At 40.7% G+C, this 22,859-nt stretch carries 17 protein-coding genes; 2 read left to right on the top strand and 15 right to left on the bottom strand.

From position 1 onward, the window contains the following. The 10 genes from BO222_RS14135 to BO222_RS11345 all read right to left on the bottom strand — a co-directional run. A partial coding sequence (locus BO222_RS14135; RefSeq protein ID WP_233131257.1) for a hypothetical protein occupies positions 1–292 on the bottom strand: 292 nt, incomplete at its 3' end. Between the two features lie 299 nt (positions 293–591). Beyond that, entirely contained in the window at positions 592–1,362 is a 771-nt protein-coding gene (locus tag BO222_RS11385; RefSeq protein WP_075820892.1) for a copper homeostasis protein CutC, read from the bottom strand. A 74-nt stretch (positions 1,363–1,436) separates the two neighbouring features. Continuing rightward, positions 1,437–2,579 carry a Sapep family Mn(2+)-dependent dipeptidase gene (locus BO222_RS11380; RefSeq protein WP_075820890.1) on the bottom strand — a complete coding sequence of 381 codons (1,143 nt, stop codon included), beginning with the start codon at positions 2,577–2,579 and terminating at the stop codon, positions 1,437–1,439. Positions 2,580–2,721: 142 nt separating this feature from the next. After that, on the bottom strand, positions 2,722–3,681 hold the full coding sequence (locus tag BO222_RS11375) for a N(4)-(beta-N-acetylglucosaminyl)-L-asparaginase (protein ID WP_075820889.1): 960 nt from the start codon (positions 3,679–3,681) through the stop codon (positions 2,722–2,724). Positions 3,682–3,723: 42 nt separating this feature from the next. After that, positions 3,724–4,248, bottom strand: coding sequence for a GrdB-related putative oxidoreductase (locus tag BO222_RS11370; RefSeq protein WP_075820888.1), 525 nt, complete (start codon positions 4,246–4,248; stop codon positions 3,724–3,726). Positions 4,249–4,508: 260 nt separating this feature from the next. Further along, positions 4,509–5,918 (bottom strand): PTS sugar transporter subunit IIC, encoded by a 1,410-nt coding sequence (locus BO222_RS11365; protein ID WP_075820887.1) that lies wholly within the window; start codon positions 5,916–5,918, stop codon positions 4,509–4,511. Between the two features lie 176 nt (positions 5,919–6,094). Continuing rightward, positions 6,095–6,421: a PTS sugar transporter subunit IIB gene (locus BO222_RS11360; RefSeq protein WP_075820886.1), complete on the bottom strand. Its 327-nt coding sequence runs from the start codon at positions 6,419–6,421 to the stop codon at positions 6,095–6,097. Between the two features lie 96 nt (positions 6,422–6,517). After that, complete coding sequence (locus tag BO222_RS11355) at positions 6,518–6,859, bottom strand: PTS lactose/cellobiose transporter subunit IIA (protein ID WP_075820885.1); 342 nt, start codon at positions 6,857–6,859, stop codon at positions 6,518–6,520. Between the two features lie 339 nt (positions 6,860–7,198). Then, the gene (locus tag BO222_RS11350; RefSeq protein WP_075820884.1) at positions 7,199–7,828 is read right to left on the bottom strand and encodes an RDD family protein; all 630 of its coding nucleotides are present in this window, start codon (positions 7,826–7,828) and stop codon (positions 7,199–7,201) included. A 6-nt stretch (positions 7,829–7,834) separates the two neighbouring features. Beyond that, positions 7,835–9,748 (bottom strand): BglG family transcription antiterminator, encoded by a 1,914-nt coding sequence (locus BO222_RS11345; RefSeq protein WP_083647802.1) that lies wholly within the window; start codon positions 9,746–9,748, stop codon positions 7,835–7,837. Between the two features lie 518 nt (positions 9,749–10,266). Between BO222_RS11345 and BO222_RS11340 the strand changes: the two genes are divergently transcribed. After that, positions 10,267–11,154 (top strand): YitT family protein, encoded by an 888-nt coding sequence (locus tag BO222_RS11340; RefSeq protein ID WP_075820883.1) that lies wholly within the window; start codon positions 10,267–10,269, stop codon positions 11,152–11,154. 530 nt (positions 11,155–11,684) lie between these two features. On the opposite strand, the gene BO222_RS11335 is transcribed toward BO222_RS11340, so the two are convergent. Next, positions 11,685–11,918, bottom strand: coding sequence for a hypothetical protein (locus tag BO222_RS11335; RefSeq protein WP_075820882.1), 234 nt, complete (start codon positions 11,916–11,918; stop codon positions 11,685–11,687). Positions 11,919–12,790: 872 nt separating this feature from the next. Between BO222_RS11335 and BO222_RS11330 the strand changes: the two genes are divergently transcribed. Continuing rightward, positions 12,791–14,260, top strand: a complete 1,470-nt coding sequence (locus tag BO222_RS11330; protein WP_075820881.1) for a glycoside hydrolase family 1 protein — start codon at positions 12,791–12,793, stop codon at positions 14,258–14,260. A gap of 175 nt (positions 14,261–14,435) precedes the next feature. Here the strand turns inward: BO222_RS11330 and BO222_RS11325 are convergent, their stop codons facing one another. The 4 genes from BO222_RS11325 to BO222_RS11310 all read right to left on the bottom strand — a co-directional run bounded on the left by BO222_RS11325 (position 14,436) and on the right by BO222_RS11310 (position 22,723). Continuing rightward, positions 14,436–15,401 carry a hypothetical protein gene (locus tag BO222_RS11325; RefSeq protein ID WP_075820880.1) on the bottom strand — a complete coding sequence of 322 codons (966 nt, stop codon included), beginning with the start codon at positions 15,399–15,401 and terminating at the stop codon, positions 14,436–14,438. Beyond that, the gene (locus BO222_RS11320; protein WP_075820879.1) at positions 15,398–18,997 is read right to left on the bottom strand and encodes a hypothetical protein; all 3,600 of its coding nucleotides are present in this window, start codon (positions 18,995–18,997) and stop codon (positions 15,398–15,400) included. Before BO222_RS11320 ends, BO222_RS11325 begins: the two co-directional genes overlap by 4 nt. Next, a complete protein-coding gene (locus BO222_RS11315) occupies positions 18,994–20,925 on the bottom strand; it encodes a hypothetical protein (protein WP_075820878.1) in 1,932 nt (643 codons plus the stop codon). The genes BO222_RS11320 and BO222_RS11315 overlap by 4 nt, the downstream gene beginning before the upstream one ends. A gap of 166 nt (positions 20,926–21,091) precedes the next feature. Continuing rightward, complete coding sequence (locus tag BO222_RS11310) at positions 21,092–22,723, bottom strand: hypothetical protein (RefSeq protein ID WP_075820877.1); 1,632 nt, start codon at positions 22,721–22,723, stop codon at positions 21,092–21,094. Positions 22,724–22,859: the final 136 nt, after the last annotated feature.

The following is a 22,859-nucleotide window of genomic DNA, read 5'->3' as shown; positions in this document are numbered from 1 at the left end:
CGCGGGATTTGTTCTGAAAAAATTCATCCAGTGCTTTATCACTTGATTTGTTTCTTGAAGCTGTCTTTGCGTTCCTTCTTTTTGATTTTCTCCTATTTTGTGAGCCTCTTTTTCGGACGTCTCTCTGATGTTCAATCTCGGTGGATATATTCTGTAATTCCATTTTACCATCCGATTTGGTTGACTGAATGTCAGGTTTTGAAGCAGGGCTTTTTTTCAAAGTCGATGATTGAGAGTCAGCAATATCTGTATTGGTAACTCCAAGGATTTTTCTATATTTTTTTCGGTTCATGCTTTCCTATACGCCGGAATGAGGAACTTGAACCTGAAATAATGAAATTTTTTTTATTTTTTGAACTATTCCTAAACAACCGAACCACAAAAAATCATCAAGTATCTGGATTGAAATCAAAAGACTCATCAACAAAAGGATCTGTGAGACCAATTTAGTTTTTCTTGATGCTTGACCAGAAAAAAGTTAAACAAAAAACAAGACTAAAAAAAGAGCATATTCCGAATTATCTGAAATATGCTCTTATTATTCTTAGATCATTGCTTGTCGAGATCTTTTCACAGGGATTCAAATAACATCTACTTAACAGCTTCGACCAGTTCTTTTACCTTCTCCATGCTGACAACATCGTATTCAGATGAGTGGGGTGCTGGAAGGTAAGCGTAAGTGACATCATTTCCTTCTGTCGTTGGATCCGTTAAGTAATCCTTGCAGGAAGAATGAACCTGGTAAATACCTGTTTCATCCATGATCTTATTGGCATTTAAAGCATTGACTCCGCTTCCGGCAAGCAGCTCAATGCGGCCATCGGCTAACTGATTCAGCCTGGCAATCATTTCAATGCCCTGCTCTGCTTTTGCCTTTCCACCTGATGTCAGAATTCGATCTGCACCCAGTTCAATCAGTACTTCCAATGCTTTTTCCATGTCTGGTGTTACATCGAAAGCGCGGTGGAATACGGCTTCTCTTTTTGACTGATAGGAATGAATCAGATCAATCATTTCTTTGGTTGAATCACGATCGATTTCACCATTGGCATTCAGAAATCCAAAGGCTAAGCCATCAGCTCCAGCATCGAGTAATGCTTTAGCCTGTTCAAACATGATTTCCTTTTCAGATTCTGGATAGCAGAATCCAGCAGCTCGATCTCTAACCATGCAGATGACGCAAAGATCAGTATCCTTTTTGACTCTTTTTAATACCGCTTCAGTTGGTGTTAATCCACCTACACTTAAGGCGGAGTTTAATTCGACCCGATCTGCTTTGCCTTTGCTTGCAGCAATGCAATCGTCATAACTGCCTGTACATACTTCAACAATGATCTTATTGTCTCTTTCCTGTTTATTCATATTGTTCATACTTTCAATTTTGTTTTTATATTTCAATTTTGTCTTCTATCACCATATCATCAGTAAACTGATGATTATTTCCAGTGATCTTCTCTTGAAAGACGATAAAGACTCAGGGCATAGATTTCTGCATTTTTCATCAGATCGTTGACATCCATCCATTCGTTTGGCAGATGCGCGATTCCCTTCTGTCCTGGAAAGCTTGGTCCAAATGGCAGAATACCGCCCAGTCTTTTGGCATAGGTTCCGCCGGTGGTTGGAACCGGAGTGCCATCAAGCCCAGTCAGTTCTTCATAGCTGCTTTGCAGAATTTTGCAAAGTGCGCTTTCCTTTTCAAAGAATACCGGTTTCCAGTCGTCAACTAATACCGCCTTTCCTTCGAAATTCTTAGAAATGCCTTGAATGATATCAAGAATCTTATCCGCTGTAATGCATGGTGGATAGGAAATGGCAAATTCTACGGAATGCTCAGTCATTTTTGTATTTCTAATCTGCAAAAGTCCGAATTCAGGATCATTGATTTCTAAATTCATCGCCTTTTCCTTGCTTTGATTCGCAATGAAATACGTATTGACCCAGTCAATCGTCTTTTGAATGGAATCAAAGTCTATGTAATATAAGGCACGGCCTCTTTCGGCATAAACGACCGGATATTTGCAGTCAGGAGTAAAGCCGGCTGCTGGTTTTGCTTCATTGGCCAGATAGACTGGTACATCTTCCATTCCGGTTTCTTCATTTGTTCCAAAAAGAATCCGGATGGGAAGAGCAGGTTCAATATTTAAATCCTTGAGTGCCTTTAAGGCATACAGACAGGAAAGGATTGGACCTTTATTATCGAGAATGCCGCGGGCATAAATTTTTCCATCTCTGATTTCAGGCTGATATGGATCAGAAATCCAGCCCTCCTGGTTTTTTGCTTCAACAACATCCAAATGGCCCATAATCCCCAGGTAGTGATCACAATCGTCAATATTTCCGCCATATTGAACAATGCCGACCTGATCTTCAATCACTTTAGTGGCAAAGCCCATTTCTCTGGCCATTTCCATCACATGATCGAGGGCTTCTTTTACCGGTTTTCCATAAGGCGCATGATCAGCAGGCTCCTGCCTTTCAGAAGGAATGGAAACAACTTCAAAGATTCCCTGAAGCATTTCGTCTTTTTGATCCTGAATCTTTACAAGCAAAGCCTGTTCTTCTTTATTTAAACCATTCATTTCTTCTCAACCCTTTATTGCTGGAATTAACTTTCCAGCTTTCAGTTTTTATTTTTGTTTTTGCTTCTTTATTCGCTTCTGGTATGGCTTGTGTTTTAGCTTTTGTTTTCAGCTTTGTTGATTGTCTTAATTTACTTTCGCCTTACTTGCGAACCAGAGGAGCGGTACGGGTTTTCATGTAGTTTTCCATCCACTCATCGCTGGCTTCTTCAAAGTACTGTTTTCCGTTTTCGTCGAATTTCACTAAGAAGACAGTTGGTTTGAGGTTTTCAGTGGCTACCACAAAGGAGAATCCTTCGATGTTTGTGGCGCAGCCCCATTCACCTTTATTGTTCATGGCAATTAAGGAAAGGTCTCCAGCTTTTCCTCTTCTTTTCTTGAGGACTTCATCAAAATCGCCAACCGCTTTTTCGCAGGCTTCCTGAGGAGTCAGCCCTTCTTTCATCAGGCGAACAATTTCATAGGAAAGGCATCCTTTGAACAGGTCTTCACCTAAACCAGTCGCTGTGGCTCCACCAACTTCGGAATCTACATAGAAACCGGAACCGGAAATTGGAGAATCACCCACACGTCCTGCCCGTTTCATGAACAGACCCGATGTAGAAGTGGCTGCAGCCATGCTGCCATCCATGTCCAGATCAACCATGCCGACGGTGTCATGACCAGAATAAGGCTTGAGTTCGAGTTCCTTCACTTCTTTCATGCGGTTGTGATAATGGATCTTAGCTCGTTCAGTCAGCATGTTCTTGCGTTCAAAACCATTCTTATGAGCATATTTTTCTGCTCCTTCGCCTACGAGCATATTATTGACTGGCTCAAGGGAAAGCTTACGGGCGATGGATACTGGATTGGCATAGTCCTTGATTGCGGCAACAGCACCAATCGATAAAGTATCTCCATCCATCCAGGCTGCATCCAGTTCAACCTGCATTTCTTCATTCGGCAGTCCACCGTATCCAACACTCTTGTAGTATTCAAAATCTTCTACTGCGCGAACTGCAGTTTCCAAAGCATCCTGGCAGTTGGCGCCATCGCGAAGCATCTGATCGGCTTCAGTAATTCCTTCAAGAGCCATTCTCCAGGTGGCAATAATTCCAAACATTGTATTTACTCCTTATCTTTTAAAAAAGAGAGCATTGCTCTCTTAGAAACAGATTTCCTTTCTGAGGTTGTCTGTGTTTTTATGATCAATCATCTCTGCTGCTAAATGGCACATGTTTTCAAGGGCTTCATTGAGTCCGACAGCACCTTTCTTTGGGCAGATAACGATTGGAATTTCTTTTGAATATTTTGAAATCACAGCTTCATTTTCTGCAGACATGCAGGCAATGGCCGGGATGTGAAGCTTATCCTGAATGCTTAAAGCCGCTTCAGCTGCCATCTGGGAATATTCACCATAGTTGAAGCATGGACCGCATAAAACACCATCAGCCCCCAGTTTTTTAGCCAGTGCAGTGATCTTACGGATAATTTCAGCAGGATCTTCTTTCCAGGTTCCAGTTCCGCAGTAAACGCAGGCGATAATTTTTTCATCATTGGCTTTGAGGAAACGTTCCATCATGATCGCCGGTCCGATGACTTCGCGGGTGGCCTTTAAAGGGACCATCTGATCATCTTTTGTTCCAGCACCAGCCTGAATCTGGTCATAGACCATCAGTATTTTTTTCATAGTTGCTCCTGTAAATCGATGTGAGTTTTCATCGATCATTTATTTTTCGATTATCAATTTTTCCTGTTAATACTTTTATGACTTTTAACGTCTTTTATCGAATCATCCTGCAAGAATGCCGGCCTTCTAAAGAAGACCGGCATGTCTGACAGGTGAATTTTTCTGTTTTTTCAATCTGTCAATGAACCGATTCTTTAAAATCGTTATTTTAGAACGGACTGATTTTCTTTTAAAAAACTATTTTATAAGTCCAGATCGCTCTAGAGATCATCCAGGTCGAGATCATCGAGATCGATGTCATCTGTATCAGCGGAATCGGCAGCAGCTGCTTCTTCAGCAAGGTACTGCTTATCCATGGTTTTGATGAATGGCAGATATACGAATACACCAAGCACCAGAAGAACACCCTGAAATAATGCACCCATCCAGTTAGTGGACAGGAATCCGGAAATGATTACAGGCATGGTCCATGGAATCGAAATACCATTACATGGAGGGAACAGACCCATATTCATAGCCAGATAGGAAAGAACGATGTTCATTGTTGGAACCAGGATGAATGGGATCAGGATCACCGGGTTTAATACAACCGGCAGACCGAAGATAATCGGTTCGTTGATTCCAAAGATTCCTGGAACTAAAGACAGTTTACCAAGCTCTTTAATACGTTTTGATTTGCAAAAGAAGAGCATGGCAATAAGTAAAGACAGTGTGGATCCGGCTCCACCGAATGTTGCAAACAGATCCTGGAACTGCTGAGAGATAATGTGAGCACCATTGGCTACAGAGTATCCAGCTGGTCCAAGTTCACGGTAAAGATCAAGGTTTTCTAAAGCTAAGCTCTGCAGAATTGGGTTGAATACTGCACCAACTACAGATCCACCGTTAATTCCGAAGAACCAGAACAGGTGTAAGAAGATATAAGCTACAACCATTGCGCCCAGCGTATCACCAAGACCTAAGAGCGGAGTCTGCAGGAATGCGAATACGAAGTCGAATGCGTTGGTTCCACAGGCTACAAAGCACAGGTTAATCAGGAAGAACACCGTCATAACGATGAAGGCAGGGATTAATGCGGAGAAGGACTGTACAACCGTTGGAGGTACGCCAGCTGGCATTTTAATAACCCATCCCTTGCGTTCAACCCAGGAATAAAGTTCAACTGAAGTGATTGCACAGATAATACCTACGAACAGACCTTTGGATCCAAGCCATCCAAACTGAAGTCCGCTCACCACTGCGTTGGCACCTTCTGGTACGTTAATGGCAACACCCGTTGCATCGGCAAGTGAAGTAATGTTTGCATTGAACTGGAATGGCATCAGGATGAACCAGCTCATTAATGCAACAACCGCTCCAAAGATCGGAGTGGATTTGTTTTCTCTGGCAATGGTATAACCGATACCCATGGTTGCGAATACAGCCATGATTGAGAATGTGGCATCAGAACATTTTGAGAGTAAGGAAGCCAGGGACTGGTTTCCAATCATCAGATTTTCAACAAAGTTTGTCCAGGCTTCAATTGGGAAGTTTGCCAGAAGCAGGAAGACAGATCCGGCAATTAAAAGCGGCGTTGATACGAGAAAACCATCTCGAATCGCAATCAGGTATTTGTTTTTACCAATCGCGGTCGCTAAAGGCCCTAAGACCTTTTCTAGTTTATCCATCATAATGGGATGATCCTTTCAATTTCGAGTATTTCTTTTATACTTAAACCAGAAGATGAACTGATTCGAGTATTTTGTTTGACAGGCAAAGCAAGTATTCAGTTTTTTTTCTTCTCTTAATTTTCGATCTTCTTCGATCGTATGGCAGGATTGAATCGGCAAATTCAATCCTGTCCAATTTATTTTTTCTTCGCTTTTTTCAGTTCTACGATTGCAGATTTCAGAACACGTTCACCATTCATCATTCCATAATCGCCAGCATCGATAACTGCAATTGGAATTCCTTCGCCGCCAAATTTAGCCTGCGTTTCTTCAAGCATGTATTTCACCTGGGGGCCTAAGAGAATCACATCGGGACGATCTTTGGCAATGATTTCATCGAGTTTTCCATGTGGGAAAGCTTTTACGACGAATGGCAGCTTGTGAGCATCAGCCGCCTGCTGCATTGCGCTGGCCAGCATGCTGGTCGACATACCGGCAGAGCAGAACAGATAGATTTTTTTCATATTCTTCTCCTTCTATTTTCGAAATTGAGGTTTCGTTTTGAACATCTTCATTGTATGGGGTTTCACTCAATAAATTTCATAGACGATTTCCTTGAGCTAGGAAGCTTTTTTTGAAAGTTCGGCTTCAAGGTCCAGAATTTTCTTTTGCTGGGAAAGGATGGTACTGGCCATCAGCTCCGTCAGTTCCGCGGACATCATCTGATCTTCTGCGTGCAGCAGCAAAAGAGAGATTGGCGTTTTTTCCCCTGCTGCTTCTTTTTGAATCAATGTGGCATGAACCCCATGCCCCTGATTTAAAAAGTTCTTTCCTTCTTCGATCTTGTCACTTGCAAGATCAAAGTCCCCTTTTTCACCGGCTTTAATCGCTTCGACAAATGAGCTTTTTGCCATGCCGGCACTTGAAATGATCTGAAAGCAGACCAGTTCCATGTTTTCCATTGTCTTTTCCTCCTGTGCAATGTTTTATCTATATCTATCACCATTCAGCTGACCGAATATGGCTGAACCTGCCATATTGCAATCACTGAAGAATAGTCCAGTCAGTATAAAAATCATTTGAATCCTTTAAATCATTTGTTTAAATTGTTAAAATCGTTTAACTACAAGAAGTACCGTGTCAGATCAGATTACGAAAGATCGATTCCCAAATCTGTAAAGTCCTCTATATTTATCTGGTTTATTAGGTTTAGTGAGGTGGGTTGAATATTGGATGGATAGAACATATATACAGACTGATTCGCCGCAGTTTTTATTCAATTCATATTCAACCGATATCCATTAGATCTGCTGATCTTCTCGATCGCTTTCAACAGGCACTAAATGCGTTTTAGCCAGATAGTCATGAAGCATTCTTCTTGATGGAACCAGAAGCGCCATCAAAACCGAAACAATCGTAATAATCATTCCACTCATGCTTAAAATTCCAGTAAAGTTCAGTCCACTAGCCAGGGAGATCACATCACGAAGTAAAGTTGATCCCGTCAACAGCATTCCTTCCAGAAGCAAAAGACCAACCACCTGTCGAATCAGCAGATCTTTTAAGGTCAGCTGCTGGCCATCTTTTCTTGCGATGGCGATGTTCATCGTTCTTTTTCCTGGCGTCTGTCCTGAAGTGACTTTCCAGGGAACATAAACGTAATACCAAAGGCATAACAGCAATCCGGCCAGACCAGCAAGCAGAGCCTGTGGTTTTCCAAGAATGGTATTGAGTGTAAAAACAGATACCTGATTCATGTTAGCCGTATCACCAGTCGCCATCGTCCACATTAAGCAAAGCGGAAGCAGAGTCATTAAAGCGCCTAAAAACCAGTCGATTAAATACGCGGCGATTCGTTTTCCTGAAGAGACTTCACTTTCTTCATGGTCGAGAAATGTTAAAAATTTTAATTTGAAATACACATTGTTCATAATTGCTTATTCCTCCTCGAGAATGACATTCAGGAAGTCCTGATAGTTTCGCTGGCTTTTCAGATTGTTGAACTTTACAGGACTTGAAACAATCTGAATCCACCAGTCAAAGAAGACACTTAACAGGTCTCTGTCCTCATCTCTGACTGCAAGCATCAAAACAAAATCAACATCAAAACTGCCCCAACGAACTGGTTTTTCCAAAAAGGCAATCGAAATTACAGATTCAAGGGCGTCTGTCTGTAAGGCATGCGGCAGGGCAAATCCATGCACAAACGAAGTCGCGGAAAATTTCTCCCGCTCCATGACTGCATCTGCATACCCTGCTGGAATGTATCCTTTTTCCTGTAATGGAGCACACATCTTTTCAATCACTTCTGAAACACTGCCTGCTTTTAAAAGCGGATGAAAAAATTCCTTTCGAATCAGATTCTGAATTCGACTTTCAAAAAGTCTTCGTCCTCTGGCCCTATCAAGAATATTCAGTGTCTGAAACAGAATGCTTTCATCTTCAGGTGAGTAAAACAGCGAAACGTTCACCGTAGGTATATTTAACGAATGACCAATTGGTAATGACGTTAAGATCAGATCCGGATGATAGTAACGAACTTTCTTTTCTTCAAAAGCATCCAGATTTGCGACAACTTCCATTCGTTCAGAAAACTGACGAATCAGCCGGTTGACCGAAAGCAGGGCCCCTGCCCCATCGTGAGGAAAGATCACCAGAGCCCGGTAAAGCTGTCTTCGATTCTTACGGGTATAGGCAGTTCCAAAATGAAGGGCTAAAAATCCAATTTCATTCTGATCAAGAACAATACCCGTTTTTTGCTGGATCATACCAGCCGCACTGACGCCCATCTCAAAGACCAGCGGAAACTTCCAGCGTATTTCATCCAGATAGATGTTCTGAGCCGCTGTTCCCTGAAGGCTTCGGGTGAGCAATCCGCGCATATGCAGATCAAGTCCACCGACCAGATCATGATCATCACTGAAATCCACTCCAAATTCACTGGCGATTCTTTCCAGAATTTCACTGATCAGTACCATGGTTCGAATGGTGTGTCCGTTATAGTCAATATCCGCACCCGCATAGGCAAGAGATCCCTTTCCCATCAGCAGCAAAGCCAGATGTTCAATTTCTGCTTCAGGAACCTCAATGCGGTATCTGCGGCTCATCTGATCAAAGAAGTCTTTTGCGGATTCATATTCAGCTGTCTTACAGATTGAAGAATCTGCTTCAAAGTCAGTCATCGGATGAAAGTGCATCAGTCTTTGCAGAGAAATTCCCACATGCATATAGACAATGTTTGCCGATGTATCCCGCAGTCTGCATCCATGTTTTTCAAGAGCTGCCAGAAGAATGTCTTTGACTTCAAGCAGATCAAACTCGGTATATAACGCGCTGATTTTATCCAGATTCAGAAAATTTTCTTCCACTTCACTCGATAGCAGCTCTTTATAGAGACGTCTTTTTTCAAGTTCATCCCCTTCAATCCAGATGCGGTTTTTCCCTGATCTTAAAATCAGTTTTCCACCATCCTCCAGATGAGTTCGGATGTGACGAATATCACCGTCAATCGTATAAGGAGAAACATAGAGTTCAGCCGGAAGGTAGGAAATGTTGACTTCCTTTTCTGAAATTAAAAGTTTCATAATATAATTCCGGCGCGCAGCCGGAGATTGCGGAAGGGATGATGGTTCGTTTGCATGATTCAGATCCGAGATTTTGCCTGGCAAAATCCGGTATCCCTTCTGCGAATGAGATTCAATTGCATCAGATGGCAGCGAACTTCGCAATGCTTCGATATCGCTTCGGATGGTTCGCGGTGTTACTTTCAAAAGCGCCGCCAAGTCCTTTCCTTTCATCCAGTCTGATGTCTCCATAAGAATCTGCATGATTTTTTCCTGTCTCTGATTCAATTTGGATCTCCTTTCATCACCTATTCTAAATGTCCAAGCCTCTTGTAACTTTCAAAGGATTTCCTAGCTTTAGGAAGTCGAATGGCATCTATGCATGTACAGGCTTCTTATCATAGGGTCACATAGATAAAACAGATCGCTGATTCAGGCTGAAAGCAGAACGAACAAAGAAGAAGCAAGAACTGAAATAAAAAAGCGAAAGTTCAATATGAGCATTCAATATGAACATTCAATATGAATAAATAAGTATTGGATGCGAAGTAATAACGAAAAGAAAAAGGAAAACAACTAGCCAAAGAAACACCTTCATTAAATCGATTAAATCGCATTAAAAAGTGCGAGAAAAACCCGAAAGCAAAACCGTAGCTAGAAGCAATCCTGAAGCAATCTAAAAAAAAGCCTGAATTCAGTAGTTAGTATGTATCCATCTGTTTAATGTTCTATACCAATTTTAATATGGATTTTTGTGGATTATCTAATTATGGATATATCCCATATTATCCTGAAAGGACACGCACATGCTTGACTATTGCCTCAGCCCCGATCGAATCTCCAGCCGCAAGATCCGTTTATTCGTTTCTGTGCTTTTAATCGTATGCTCATCACTGCTTCAGACCTTTGTACTGCAGACCTTCATGGCACCCAGTGATCTGCTTTCCAGCGGCTTTACCGGTCTGGCAATCCTCATCAGCAAAATCACCGGCTTATTCGGTTTCGGCTTTTCTACCTCACTGGGGATTCTTGCCTTAAATATCCCTGCTGCCTTATTTTGTGCCGGAAAGATTTCAAAACGATTTGTCTTTCTTTCCTGCCTGCAGTTTTCACTGACATCCCTGTTTCTGGATATCTTTGATTTCCGGCCTCTCTTTGATGACATTACTCTGAATGTTCTCTTTGGAGGATTCTTCTATGGAATTGCGACAGTGATTGCTCTTAAAACAGATGGATCCACGGGAGGAACCGATTTTATCGCCATGTATGTTTCCGATAAAATGCACCGCAGCATCTGGGATTTTGTTTTCGGATTCAATGTCATTGTTTTATTAATCTTTGGAAGCATGTTTGGATGGATTCATGCTGGATATTCAATTCTCTTCCAGCTGATCTCAACCAAAACCATATCCAGTTTTTATCACCGCTACTCACAGATCCTGGTTGAAATCACTACCCAGCATCCAGAAGAAGTAGCAGAAGCTTTTAAAAAAGAATTTCGTCATGGTATGAGTATAATTCCAGCTTATGGCGCTTATTCACAGGCCAACTACTTCTTATGCCGCTCTATTGTTTCAAGCTATGAAGAACATCAGGTCCTGGACTGCATTCGTCAGGTTGATCCAAGAGTTCTTCTCTACACTCAGAAAGTTGACCACTTCTACGGGAATTTCTACAGAAAACCGATAGAGTAACTCAATCCAATTTAATAAACCAAAACAACAACATGCCCGATTAGAACACAGTGTTCTAATCGGGCGTTTATCATTTTAAGAAGTTGTATTAATATACCGATTCGTCTTTTTTACCAACCAAAAGATTAATAGATAGAACAAAGCAGCATATTATGTTCAGGATGCCAATCCATATCATAATGATGTTTGGCAATGAGTAAGATTGAATCTTGCCCAATCGATTGCGCAATTGTTTTGATCCTTAATAGAACGATATTTGGCTAGAAAAAAAGCTACTTTTTCTTCAAACTCTTGATAAATTTACATAATTATATAATGATTTAACAACTAAATACATACTGTGTCAGACAACAAACATTAATCACATAATCATTCCGATTATCTCGAATTTTAGAGAGAACATCTATAGATTTTAATGCATTTTTCCTGAAATAATCGAAATAGATTGATTTTTAACATTAGTAAAGCAGATTTATTTGACTTTTTTGTTGAAATTCAGTTTTATTTTTACCTTCGACTCAACAGAAATTCTATGCCTTTGCTTCATTTTTGCCTTTTTCTAAAAAGTTAAATCCGCTTAAACCGATAATCCCGAACAAAGATGCAACTCCAATAAGAGCTTTTGTATTCATGTCTACTGCTACTTCATTTGCTGACATATTCTCTGTAATCAGAGGATCAGAAGTTTTTGCATAAGCAATTGTGCTCATCCCACCAAGCAGACTTAGTCCAATCATTGCAGCAACTAATTTTGTTTTTTTCATTTTATATTTCCGTCTCTTTCCTTTAATTTTTCTCTATATCTATTCATGGCTTTTCATAATGAAAGTCAACTGTTTATGAAATCCTCACTTTATTAAAACTAAATGGCAAACACCTGTATTGCTTAATAAGGTTCAGAAAATTGATGCAGCAATCCGATTCCTGAAATCTCCGAATATTTAAGAGTATTCAATTCAGATTATATAAAGTCCTGGGCATTTTCCTTTCTTTATTTTAACGGATTTATTCATTAACAAAAGTAGATTTTTATTACAAAGAAATTCTCTTACTTACCGTAAGCCAAAATCCTTAACAAGAATACTATTTGATCATAGGAAATGGATGTAGAACGTAAAGCTTTCTAAGCTGTAATCCTTAACAAGAAAAATGATCTGAGATCCGACTATCAGCTTGTCGACGAATATCTCATCCTTTGCATTCACCTTATCAAACTCATCCTCCTATACCAACAAAACTTTCTGGAAAGTAATGTTTGAATCAGTTTTAGCAAATTAATTATCTTTTTCCGATCCTCCCGGCCTTATGAGATAACAAGGTTTATTGTCTTTTAATCCTTATTAAATGAAGAATGCTGAGACTATTTATCCATTGTATTCAAAGCCATTCAGAATTATTCCGGTATTTTTGATGAAAGTACTCTTTATTCAGTTGATTTAGCTATTGAATCAATTGGGTCAGGATCATTGAATGCAGAATTCTGGATTTTGTCATCCATCATTCAATTATTGATGAAAATCTTCAATTTCTAATCCTATGTAAATTGAACCAAAAGTACCAAGACGCAAGAAATCGCCCTCATCCTTTTCTTACTTTGATAAGATATCCATAGATCTAGAGAAAGAGGAGGACAAGTATGAGCTTTCCAAAAGATTTTTTATGGGGCGGAGCTGTTGCTGCCAACCAGTGTGAAGGGGCTTACCTCGAAGATGGTAAAGGCCTTTCTGTTCCAGATATGCTGCTGGGAGGAGATGTAAATACTCCTAGGACATTCCTTCCAAAAACGGATGAAACTGCTTTTTATCCAAGTCATGAAGCCATTGATTTCTATCATCATTACGCCGAAGACATTAAGCTGTTTGCCGAAATGGGATTCAACACTTTCCGTCTTTCCATCAACTGGGGACGTATTTTCCCAAATGGTGATGATGAAGAGCCAAACGAAGAAGGTCTTGCTTTCTATGACCGCGTCTTCGATGAATGCGAAAAATATGGTATTCAGCCATTAGTTACTCTCTGCCACTATGAAATCCCTTGGGCAATCGTTACTAAATATGGTGGATTCTCAAACCGCAAAGTCATTGATCTGTTTGTTAAATACGCAGTGACCTGCTTCAAGCGTTACAAACACAAAGTAAAATACTGGCTGACATTCAACGAAATCAATATTGCCTGTATGGATGAAGGCGGAATTGGAAACCTGTATGGTTTAGGTATTATGGAAGATGAAGATATCAATGCAGATCATCGTATTCCATTAACTGAACTCAAGAGTAATCCACAGAGAACTTTTGAAGCTTTACATAATGAATTTGTGGCCAGCGCTTTAGCTGTAAAAGCCGGTCATGAAATCAATCCGGATTTTGTCATTGGAAACATGATCGCTCATGTGACTGTTTATCCATTAACTCCAAACCCAAAAGATGTTCTTGCTGCATTTGATGAAGACAACCTGAAAAATAACTTCTGCGGTGACATTCAGGTTCGTGGTGAATATCCGAAATACATCTTCCGCTACTTCAAAGAAAATGGAATTGATCCTTCATTCATTACCGAAGAAGATAAAAAGATCCTTAAAGAAGGAACGGTTGACATGTACACCTTCTCCTACTATCAGTCTGGTTGCGTAACGACTGGTGAAGACGCTGAAATGACACAGGGTAACCTGCTTAAATCCGCCAAGAATCCTTATTTGAAAGCCAGTGACTGGGGATGGCAGATCGATCCGGATGGACTTCGCTATACCATCGATAAACTCAGAGACCGCTATCCACATACTCCTTTAATGGTTGTTGAAAACGGATTTGGTGCATTTGATACCGTTGAAGAAGACGGATCCATTCATGATCCATATCGTATTGACTACTTCAGACCTCATATCAAGGCAATGGGCGAAGCCATTGATGATGGTGCGCCATTAATTGGTTATACAACCTGGGGTCCAATCGATCTGGTTTCCGCTGGAACCGGACAGTATGCTAAACGCTATGGCTTTATCTATGTTGACCGTCATGATGATGGAACCGGTGACTTCAGCCGTAAGAAAAAAGATTCTTTTGACTGGTATAAGAAAGTCATCGCTTCAAACGGTGAAGATATCGACTAGCAAATCAGGATAAACCGCATTTGTATTCTGAATTTTTGATCAGTAAAAACACAATGGCCGAAACTTCATAAACGGAAGTTTCGGCCATTTTTTATCTTTCATGACGTTGGAATTTTAAAACATCAGGTTCAGTTTCAGGTAAATTATTTGCCATCATTATCTGTCTGATTCAATCTCATCTGGACTGTTCTTCTTCATTTTCCGCCGCAAAGGCATTCGCCAGGGCATACAGATCCAGTGGAATTCGGTTCATAAAAGGGTGTCTTACATCCTGCTGCTTCCTTTCCTTAAATGGATAGGTTTTTTCATACAGCAGAAATCCTTTGGATTCAGGAGTATTCGCGCTTTTTGCAAGTTCCTTATTTTCCTTTGCGAAAATCTTCTCATTACTCAGATAGAAATACTCAACGGCAGCCCATTGTCTCATTCCATGAATCAGGGCAGCCATCATCTTTCTTGAAAGTCTGCTGTCGATCTTATTGCATTGCTCATTCATATTGGCAAAGCCCCAGTATTTCGAAATCCAGATTTCGGTAAAACTGGCAACGAGTGCAAACAAGCAGGCCTGTCTTCCGATTCCCGCACAGACATAGATTGTGTATTCATCATCCTTCTGGATGACTCTGCCTAGTCTTGTACAAAGCTCAGAGGATTCTGAATAAGGCAAAGTAGAATCCAAAGTGGAAGGCACCTCACTTTGAAGATTGGCTTTAATTCCTTTGGGGAGGATGGTTCCAAAGAATACTTCAAAGTTTTCTTTAGCCTGCAAAAACAGCTTTTCGAATTCTTCTTCATTTCTGACTTCATCAAAAGCACATCGGCTGCAGCGAAGAAATCCATTATTCATCTTCTGAGCATGCGCTAACGACATCGGTCTGCCGCAGACTGCACAGTAATGTTTCAGCTCACTGGTTACAGGTGAATGATAAAACGATTTTCTGGTTCGAATCTCTGTCAGTTTATTGCTTCCAGGCAGCTTTTCATTCAGAAAATTCAATACAGATCTCAGATCAAAAGCAGGATCGATAACCCTTTCCCCATAAGAGAGATAGTTTTCCGTGTTCTGAAAACGTGTGTTCTTATGTTCAGAATGATCAGAAGAAGCAAAACTTTGGTTTTGTGAACCTGAAGGATTCATCATGAATCGCCTGCCTTTCCTTTGATCTCTTTAGTCGCTTTAACAGATTCCTGAGTTTGTTTTTTCTTTTTTGGATTTCCTGTTCTGGCAGATGCCGTTGATGAAGCGGATCGTTTAGACGTTGTCGAGGCAGTTTGTTTTCCTGCCAAACGATTTGGTGTTTCTTTGGCTTTCACGTTCTGAGTATCTGCAGCAGGTTGCGAATTTTTTGTACTCTTTAATTCTGTTAATTCTGCTGTTGTTTTTTCAGATTCATCAGGTGAATTCGGTACCTGATTCAGGGCTTTTTCTATATCTTCTCGTAAAAGACTTTGAGCCTTTCTTGTTTTTTCCAGCTTTTTTGTTCCTTCTGCCTTTTTAATCGTTTCGGATTGTTCAGACTGTTTTGGATAAATAGAATTTTTGCTGGGTGTGTTTGGATCACTGACTTCAGACCTGGCATTCATTTTGCCTTTTGCTTCTGAATTATTCTTGGTCGATTGACTTCTTCCACAATTCGGCTGGCTTCTTTTATTTTCAGCAGCTGTCTGTTCTGAAATGCTTGTCCCACTTTTGCTGAATGTCTGGTTTTGAATCGATGGGGTTTTTGAGTTTTTTGAGTTTTCTAAAATTTCAGAGTTTTTAGAAATTTCAGATTCTTCAGGATTTATCTCTTCTGAAGTCATTTCTTCAAAGCCGGAAGGATCCAGATCAGCTCCTTCAAAAACATCTCTTGTTTCTTCTGGTTTTGTCTTTTTGGATTCATAGGTCCAGCGCAGACAATCCTGAACGATCTCCATCAATCTGAAGAAATAGTTTTCCAGCTCATCCAGAAGACCTAAATCCATGTCGCTGTCTTCGATCACCAGCAATGAATGATCTTCGATATCATCGGCATCACTGATCACTGATGAATATTTCACACTGAAGTTTTCAGGTCTTTTTGCCAGAATCGAAAGATAAGCCGCTCCATCTGGCAGAACGCTGATTAAAAGTTCCTGCAGCAGCATGGCAATCTGGTAAATCTGTTCTGAAGATGCCGCTGGAAAGCGAATTTCCAGTACTGTTTTATTGCGATAGGTTCTTTGAAAATCATGGAATTCATTATCCCGATGAAATTCATGATAAATCGCTTCATTGAAGTCGTTTCGCTTTCTCATTTCCAGATAGCCAAGCGTATCGACTGTAAAGTCGAGCTCATAACGGTTAAACGAGAAATTATTGACATTGGTTGAAAAGAACGGCTTGATCGTACTGTAATCCGGCAGATGATAGCGCCGGATCTGACGATAGTTTTTTCTTGAATCAATCAGATCGGAAGAGCGTCTTAAAATTACCCCATTGACTGGTGAAATGGATTTTACGATGTAGCTTCTACCGCCATAGTTTACATACTGCCCTGGTAAGGTGTTCTGCACAATCAAAGAGAATAGCTTGGAATCCAGAATATTCTTTCCTGCTTCTTCATCTTCTAAAAGATAGCTGGTATTCTTCAATGTTTTCTTGAAATACTGATCAAACTTTTCCGGATAGACTCCTAAATAGCGCGTGATTACTGGAGCACTGACATATGAAGACTCTTTTCTGGTTGTAGTAAAGAAGAGATCTTCATTTGCAAAGGTATATTTATGCATCAATTCCAGTAATGTATTCATTGGATCTTTCGTATGAAGATCGACCAGGTCCAGTTCGGCAATGACTTCCTGTTCACTCATCGGTTCAATCATCATCTGCAAAATCAGTTTCAATAAGATGTTTCTTCTTGTTTTTGAAAAGTCGGGAACCAGACTTGGAATGGCATCCGGATTGCTCAGGAAGACATCGGCATGAGCGACAAAATAGTCTCTGAGCAGATAGTTATCCGCCAGCACATTCACAAAGACTTCCTTTTTTGCCCTTGAGGCAAAATGACTGGCTGCCAAAAATGGATTTCCAAATTCATCTTCCACGATCATGAATCCGGAATCCTTTTGTTTCATCTGCCATGGATTGATACAGATTGGCAGCCGGTTTCTGAGTTCAAGCTGACTCGCTTCTGTTTTCATGACCTGAGCAATCGGCCTTAATGATTTAGCGGCCGTATCCTGAATATCCGCTAAAGGAATATTGCTTTGTGAAATCCATAAACTGCTTGGTATATCAGCCGAAACTGCTTCTGCTCCTATTTCAATTCCCCCACCTAAAAACCGGGGCATTCGCTCAAATCGTTCAATTGCCTGAAAGTCGGATTCCGCATCCCAGATCATCAGATATTTATCTTCTGCATCCTGCATCGGAGCAATATCCGAATGAATCCTGGATTTTAAAACATGAGAAAGGGTGTCCTTGAGCCGGTCCATATTCTGATCCAGAATGCAGAAGACCGGAGAAACAGGTCCTTTTCTTAGCAGGTCCGAAAGAACATTGAGAGGAATCTGCATTGTGGTCAGAATCTGGCTTGGACGCAGCAGGATGACCAGTTCAGTCTGCTCAAAGAACGCTCTGTTTTTTAACAGAACCTGTGGATCATACAGCTTTGAATAAGGAAGGATTCCTACATCCGCTTCTGGTGTCAGCTCTTCAAGCTGCCGAATCCGCCACTGTTCCTGAAATACAGATTTGGAATCAAGCAACCCTTTTAACCACTCAGAAAGCGGAGCCACCGATTCATTTCCTGCACATAGAATCAGTACTTTATGTTTTTCCATCAGGGACTCAGAAATTGGAACATACAGATAAGTTCCTAAATCCTGATAAAACGGATGACGGACCAGCACATTTTTCTTATTCGTTAGATCCTGTGCAATCTGAATATAGTCCGGATGCAGAGTCTTGCTTTTCTGTTCATTTCGAAAATACGAAGCCAGCGCATGATCGCTTAAATCGATCGAAGATTCAAGATCCCGAATCTTCTTTTCCGGAGAAACTATGCTGGCTTCTAAATGAACTCTTCCAAAATAAAGCAAAGCATCCTTGAAAGTGCTTCTTAAATGTTCCGCCGCTTTGGCATAGTTGGATAATTCTTCTCCATACACACTGGAAGCTTTAGCCTGATCTTCGATCTGAACCTGAACTGGGCCGCCTGCATATAAGGCAAAGGTGTAGGTAATCAGATAGGAACAGATCACTACAACAAACCATAATGAGGAATACATCGGATCCTGATAAATCGTTATGCCTTCCATGATCAGGACCAAAACAAGCAAGACCATCGAAACAAACGAAAGCATGCGTACAAAAGAAACAACTTTCTTTCGTACAAACCAGTCCTTATCAATCTTTCCTGGTGCCTCCTGAATATAGACAAAGGAAGCATAATAGCTTTGCATATCTACATTTTCAAAGACCTTATAGGCTATCGGATGAATGATCAGTTTCAGCATGAGTACATACACCAGATAAATCAATGCTGGAAGCATGCCAAAAGCTACCTGAACAATCATTCCTGGATTATCGATTAAAAATGGATCATAAATCTGCCTGATCATTAAGCCTGTAATAATTAAGGAGTAGATCACTGAAAACCAGGTATCAAAATATGTTCGAATTCTTAACTGTGAAGAAGAAGCCATCTTCTTTTGCCAGCGAACCAGAAGCAGGATCAGCAGTTCACAAAGGATGAGTACAATCAATTGACTCATGACGCGTTTCTCCCTCTAATGTTTTCAATATGAATCTTTTCGATAAATGAAAATGGAGCATATACTTTCCGACCTGTCTCATTGACAAAACAACGATTGTTTTCACTTTGATCCATTTCAAAATGAAACAGCTGTTTCTGAACCTGAGGCATCTTGAAATCCTTTGAATCAAGCCATTCATAATTGCCGTTCTTGCCTGAAGAAGTCCTCTCCGCAAATATCCCGGAATAAAATCCGTCTTCTTTTCTGGATTCGAGCTTATGAGCATCCTTATTTACACCTAGAGCTGCAGCCCACTTCTTTAAAAGCATCTCAAAACGCATCAATTCAGATCGGGATTTTTCAAGATTTCGCTGATCCTGGTGAATGTCTTCTTTAACATCCCGTGATAAATCAAGATAGGACTTTCCATTGCGGTAGCTTAATAAATCCGATTCATATACGACATACTTTTCAAGATATTGATGCAGCCTGTGATATTGCTTTGACATCAGATCATTCCAGTTTCGAATTTCCTTTGCCACTGACTTTCGATATTCAAAGGTGATAAAAAGGCAAAACAGGATGGGAACAAAAAGCAGGATCAATGAAAGAATGCTCAATACACTCAGACCTTCTTTATAGACCTTAAACCAGGCCAGCCAGGCTGGAATCACAGCCAATAAATCAACAAGGACTAAAGAAATCGTCCAGACCAGAATTCTCGATTTCGATGGCCTGTTTTTCAGAATTTCTTCAATGACACTCGCCTGTCTTAAAAGCTGGTTTGCATTTTTCATTTCCTGATCAGGCAAATTTCGGTATTCTTCATTCACCTTTTCCCTTAAGGCGATCAATTCAGCTTCAAGCTGATCCCTTTGTCTTGGGGATAAGACATCGACATCTTTTTTCTGGTAGCCGCCTCTTCTGGAAAAAGAGGGCGATTTTTCCTGAACCTTGTCGGGAATGGAATTCCAGAGGCTTTCGACTTCAGAAATCTGTTTTTTGGCTTTTCTGATCCAGGAAGAAGCCTGTTCTGATGGATCCGAAGCGTAAGCCTGATAGTCCTTTGCATGAACCATACTGTTGGATCCATGAACTGACAGATCAATTGGCTGAGCTGAAATGCAGTAATCTGGATAATTTCCTTCATAACGTTCAAGATAGATGGATTGATTGTTTAAAAAGTGATCAATCCGATACCTGGCATTTTGAATATCTTCAATTTTTGAACTCCACACTTCGTTCATGTCTTCAGTATTGAAATCAAGCGAGAGTGAATACAGCTTATATGCCTGCATGAAAGCTGAATCCACTCGATTCATCGCAAGCATCAAAACCGCATTCCAGAATATAAAATCATCTTTTCGTTTGCGAATCGGCCCCTGTTCATATCGATCACAGACGGCAAACCGGCATAGACTTGGATATCCGTTTCGTAAAACGAAATCATCATCATTTAAGATTCTTAAGGCTTCAGGTGCTGCGATCAATTCATCCGTATGACGGACAGTAATCAGAGTAATTGATTCGGGTAGAACTCCTTCATATTTTGGAAAGTTCTTCGTATTTTTACTGGCTCTGTCCGGGTTGAAATATTCCAGTGGTTTTTCAAGCATTGAAACCAGACGAATCAGTGGATTATTGGCGCTGGCATCAAATTCGACGGCATTTTCAATAAAATCATAAGGATTTTCAGGACGGGTGGCATGAGAGGCTAACTGTCTGTCATCTTCATAGCGAACAATAAGAGCCCGCCAGCTGCTCTTATCATCCGTGAGTGAATGAAGTTCTGGAAGAGCTTCTTCAATCGTCCTTCCAGATTCATTCCATTCACAGATCTCAAACGATTTTTCATTTTCTTCAGACTGAAGAAAACCATTGAATATGGGCAGATGATCATAAAACGAGTTCAGCGTTTTCTCGTTTTGAATCAGTACTGTAAACATAAAACTCGTTTTCCTTTCTTCACCTGATAAGGGAGAGCCTGGCGCCCTCCCTTATTAAATCTTTTATATTTCTTTTTGCTTTTACATCTCTTTTTAAAAGCATTTACTTATTCATGGATGAACTTTGCGCAAATCATAGATTTGAAAATCTAAATTTTACAGCTTTTTAAGCTTTTCTGTCCTTGGCATTTTTGATCATTTCAGCCGCCAGATCGTAGACACCATTTTCCTGCAGGAAGATTGCAGCGGTATCCAGCTCATCGGCCACCAGGGAATCATGAACAAATTTATTTCCAGCATCAGTATTCTTTTCTTCGATGTTTTTCAGACTTTCAGTGAACTTATCATATTGATCGCTGATAAACGTGCGGATCTTTCCAGCTAATTCTTCTGGAGAACTAAAGCCGGCCAGATAGCTCGCAGATTCCTTTAACATCACCTGCAGCAGTTTAAGCAGACGTTCATCATTGGTTTCAGAAGCAGGCATGGCCGCTTTCATGATCAATGGAATTTCAAACAAAGATACATCCAGTTTCTGCGCTGCAGGATGAACAGTCTCTTCTGTTTCCAAACCAATCCATTCTGGCTTATACCAGGTCTGAATATTTTTCATCTTCCGGTAGATCTCAGTCTTTTCGACTGGAATCGAAGAATCCGTCGCAAAATCAATCTGTTCCTGAACCTTTTTACGGATGGTGGAGACGTAGCTAGGCTGCATTGAAAGAGCCTGCAGAACTTCATGAAGCTTGGAGGCACGTTTCTGGTCATCGACAAGCAGAGTTCCATCACTGATTCCTAAAAGAATATTTTCGAGATCAAAGACATCCTGACCACTGGATTCCGTATTAAATTTCAGATAGTCAAAGACAAGGGCCCAGAAGAAAGCTGCACTGATGCCATATTCTTCGATGACCTGGTTTCCTTCATCAAGATCTGGCATTTTAGCCGCCAGATGCCAGCGTCGGTCAATGTGAGGAGAAATTTCCTGTGACTTTCGGCTGTTTGGATGAATCCCGCTGACCAGTTCAGAATACGCATTGAAATATTCTCCGCCATTTCGCTGATAGGTTTCAGAATGACGGGGTGGAGCAAATTTGGAAAGCGAGTTGGCTCGCAGACCATAGTAGGACTGATAGAACATGATCGTATTCTTATCGATTTCGTCGTCTCCTATGCCGCCTTTAGCAATCAGCTCTTCCTGAATCAGTTTGGCCTGATAGGATTCATCGCCTCTTGCCGGAAGCAGGGATGGATGAAAGGCACTTGCATAAATTGGAGAGGCATTGATTTCGCTTGGCTTTTCAATAAATGGAGTGGATAGGGCTCTGGTTGATCCAATGACATCTCGGACATACTGATCGACAGCCATGCTGGATTCCTTTTGTTCCTCACTTAATAACAGATCGGCTTCAAGCTCAATCGCAGCCAGGATTCCATTATCAAGATCCTTATTAACCTTCTTATTGGCCAGTTCCTGATAATGTTCAAGGATCTGTTCTTCAAAAAGATCACCAAAATAACGGCTTGGATTGGGCTTTGTGTTCATTTTTGCATAAGCAAACGTCTTATCGACGATTCGTTTGGAAAGATCTGAATCCACATTCAGCAAGGATCCAGTATATGGATATCGTTTACTTAAAGCTTCTAAGGCATCGTGACTGGCTAAAACATAACGAACCGTCATACCTGGAGCCTGAGTATATCGTTTTTCAATGGCTTCCTGACGCTCATCAAGCAGATCAATCTGAGATTCAAAAGCATCATAGAACTGCTCCAGGCCTTCGATCAAAGAATTCATGTACTGGATGAGAGTGTAATTTTATCTGTGTAAGTCGAGAGCGTACGGCTCGGCCTGCACAGATTTTTTTTGCGATTTGTGCTTTTATTAAGAAAAGAGGAAATGAAATCATGGCTAAAATCAAACGCAATCCTGC

This window comes from Ileibacterium valens (assembly GCF_001945525.1).
Classification (GTDB): domain Bacteria; phylum Bacillota_I; class Bacilli_A; order Erysipelotrichales; family Erysipelotrichaceae; genus Ileibacterium; species Ileibacterium valens.
The sequence above is the reverse complement of the archived record's forward strand: the minus strand, read 5'-3'. Positions and strand labels throughout refer to the sequence as shown.

What these genes read in the sequence shown, in the direction of transcription:
- BO222_RS11385 (WP_075820892.1), bottom strand. Translation starts at nt 1,362, where the DNA reads ATGAATAAACAGGAAAGAGACAATAAGATCATTGTTGAAGTATGTACA.
- BO222_RS11380 (WP_075820890.1), bottom strand. Translation starts at nt 2,579, where the DNA reads ATGAATGGTTTAAATAAAGAAGAACAGGCTTTGCTTGTAAAGATTCAG.
- BO222_RS11375 (WP_075820889.1), bottom strand. Translation starts at nt 3,681, where the DNA reads ATGTTTGGAATTATTGCCACCTGGAGAATGGCTCTTGAAGGAATTACT.
- BO222_RS11370 (WP_075820888.1), bottom strand. Translation starts at nt 4,248, where the DNA reads ATGAAAAAAATACTGATGGTCTATGACCAGATTCAGGCTGGTGCTGGA.
- BO222_RS11365 (WP_075820887.1), bottom strand. Translation starts at nt 5,918, where the DNA reads ATGATGGATAAACTAGAAAAGGTCTTAGGGCCTTTAGCGACCGCGATT.
- BO222_RS11360 (WP_075820886.1), bottom strand. Translation starts at nt 6,421, where the DNA reads ATGAAAAAAATCTATCTGTTCTGCTCTGCCGGTATGTCGACCAGCATG.
- BO222_RS11355 (WP_075820885.1), bottom strand. Translation starts at nt 6,859, where the DNA reads ATGGAAAACATGGAACTGGTCTGCTTTCAGATCATTTCAAGTGCCGGC.
- BO222_RS11350 (WP_075820884.1), bottom strand. Translation starts at nt 7,828, where the DNA reads ATGAACAATGTGTATTTCAAATTAAAATTTTTAACATTTCTCGACCAT.
- BO222_RS11340 (WP_075820883.1), top strand. Translation starts at nt 10,267, where the DNA reads ATGCTTGACTATTGCCTCAGCCCCGATCGAATCTCCAGCCGCAAGATC.
- BO222_RS11335 (WP_075820882.1), bottom strand. Translation starts at nt 11,918, where the DNA reads ATGAAAAAAACAAAATTAGTTGCTGCAATGATTGGACTAAGTCTGCTT.
- BO222_RS11330 (WP_075820881.1), top strand. Translation starts at nt 12,791, where the DNA reads ATGAGCTTTCCAAAAGATTTTTTATGGGGCGGAGCTGTTGCTGCCAAC.
- BO222_RS11325 (WP_075820880.1), bottom strand. Translation starts at nt 15,401, where the DNA reads ATGATGAATCCTTCAGGTTCACAAAACCAAAGTTTTGCTTCTTCTGAT.
- BO222_RS11320 (WP_075820879.1), bottom strand. Translation starts at nt 18,997, where the DNA reads ATGAGTCAATTGATTGTACTCATCCTTTGTGAACTGCTGATCCTGCTT.
- BO222_RS11315 (WP_075820878.1), bottom strand. Translation starts at nt 20,925, where the DNA reads ATGTTTACAGTACTGATTCAAAACGAGAAAACGCTGAACTCGTTTTAT.
- BO222_RS11310 (WP_075820877.1), bottom strand. Translation starts at nt 22,723, where the DNA reads ATGAATTCTTTGATCGAAGGCCTGGAGCAGTTCTATGATGCTTTTGAA.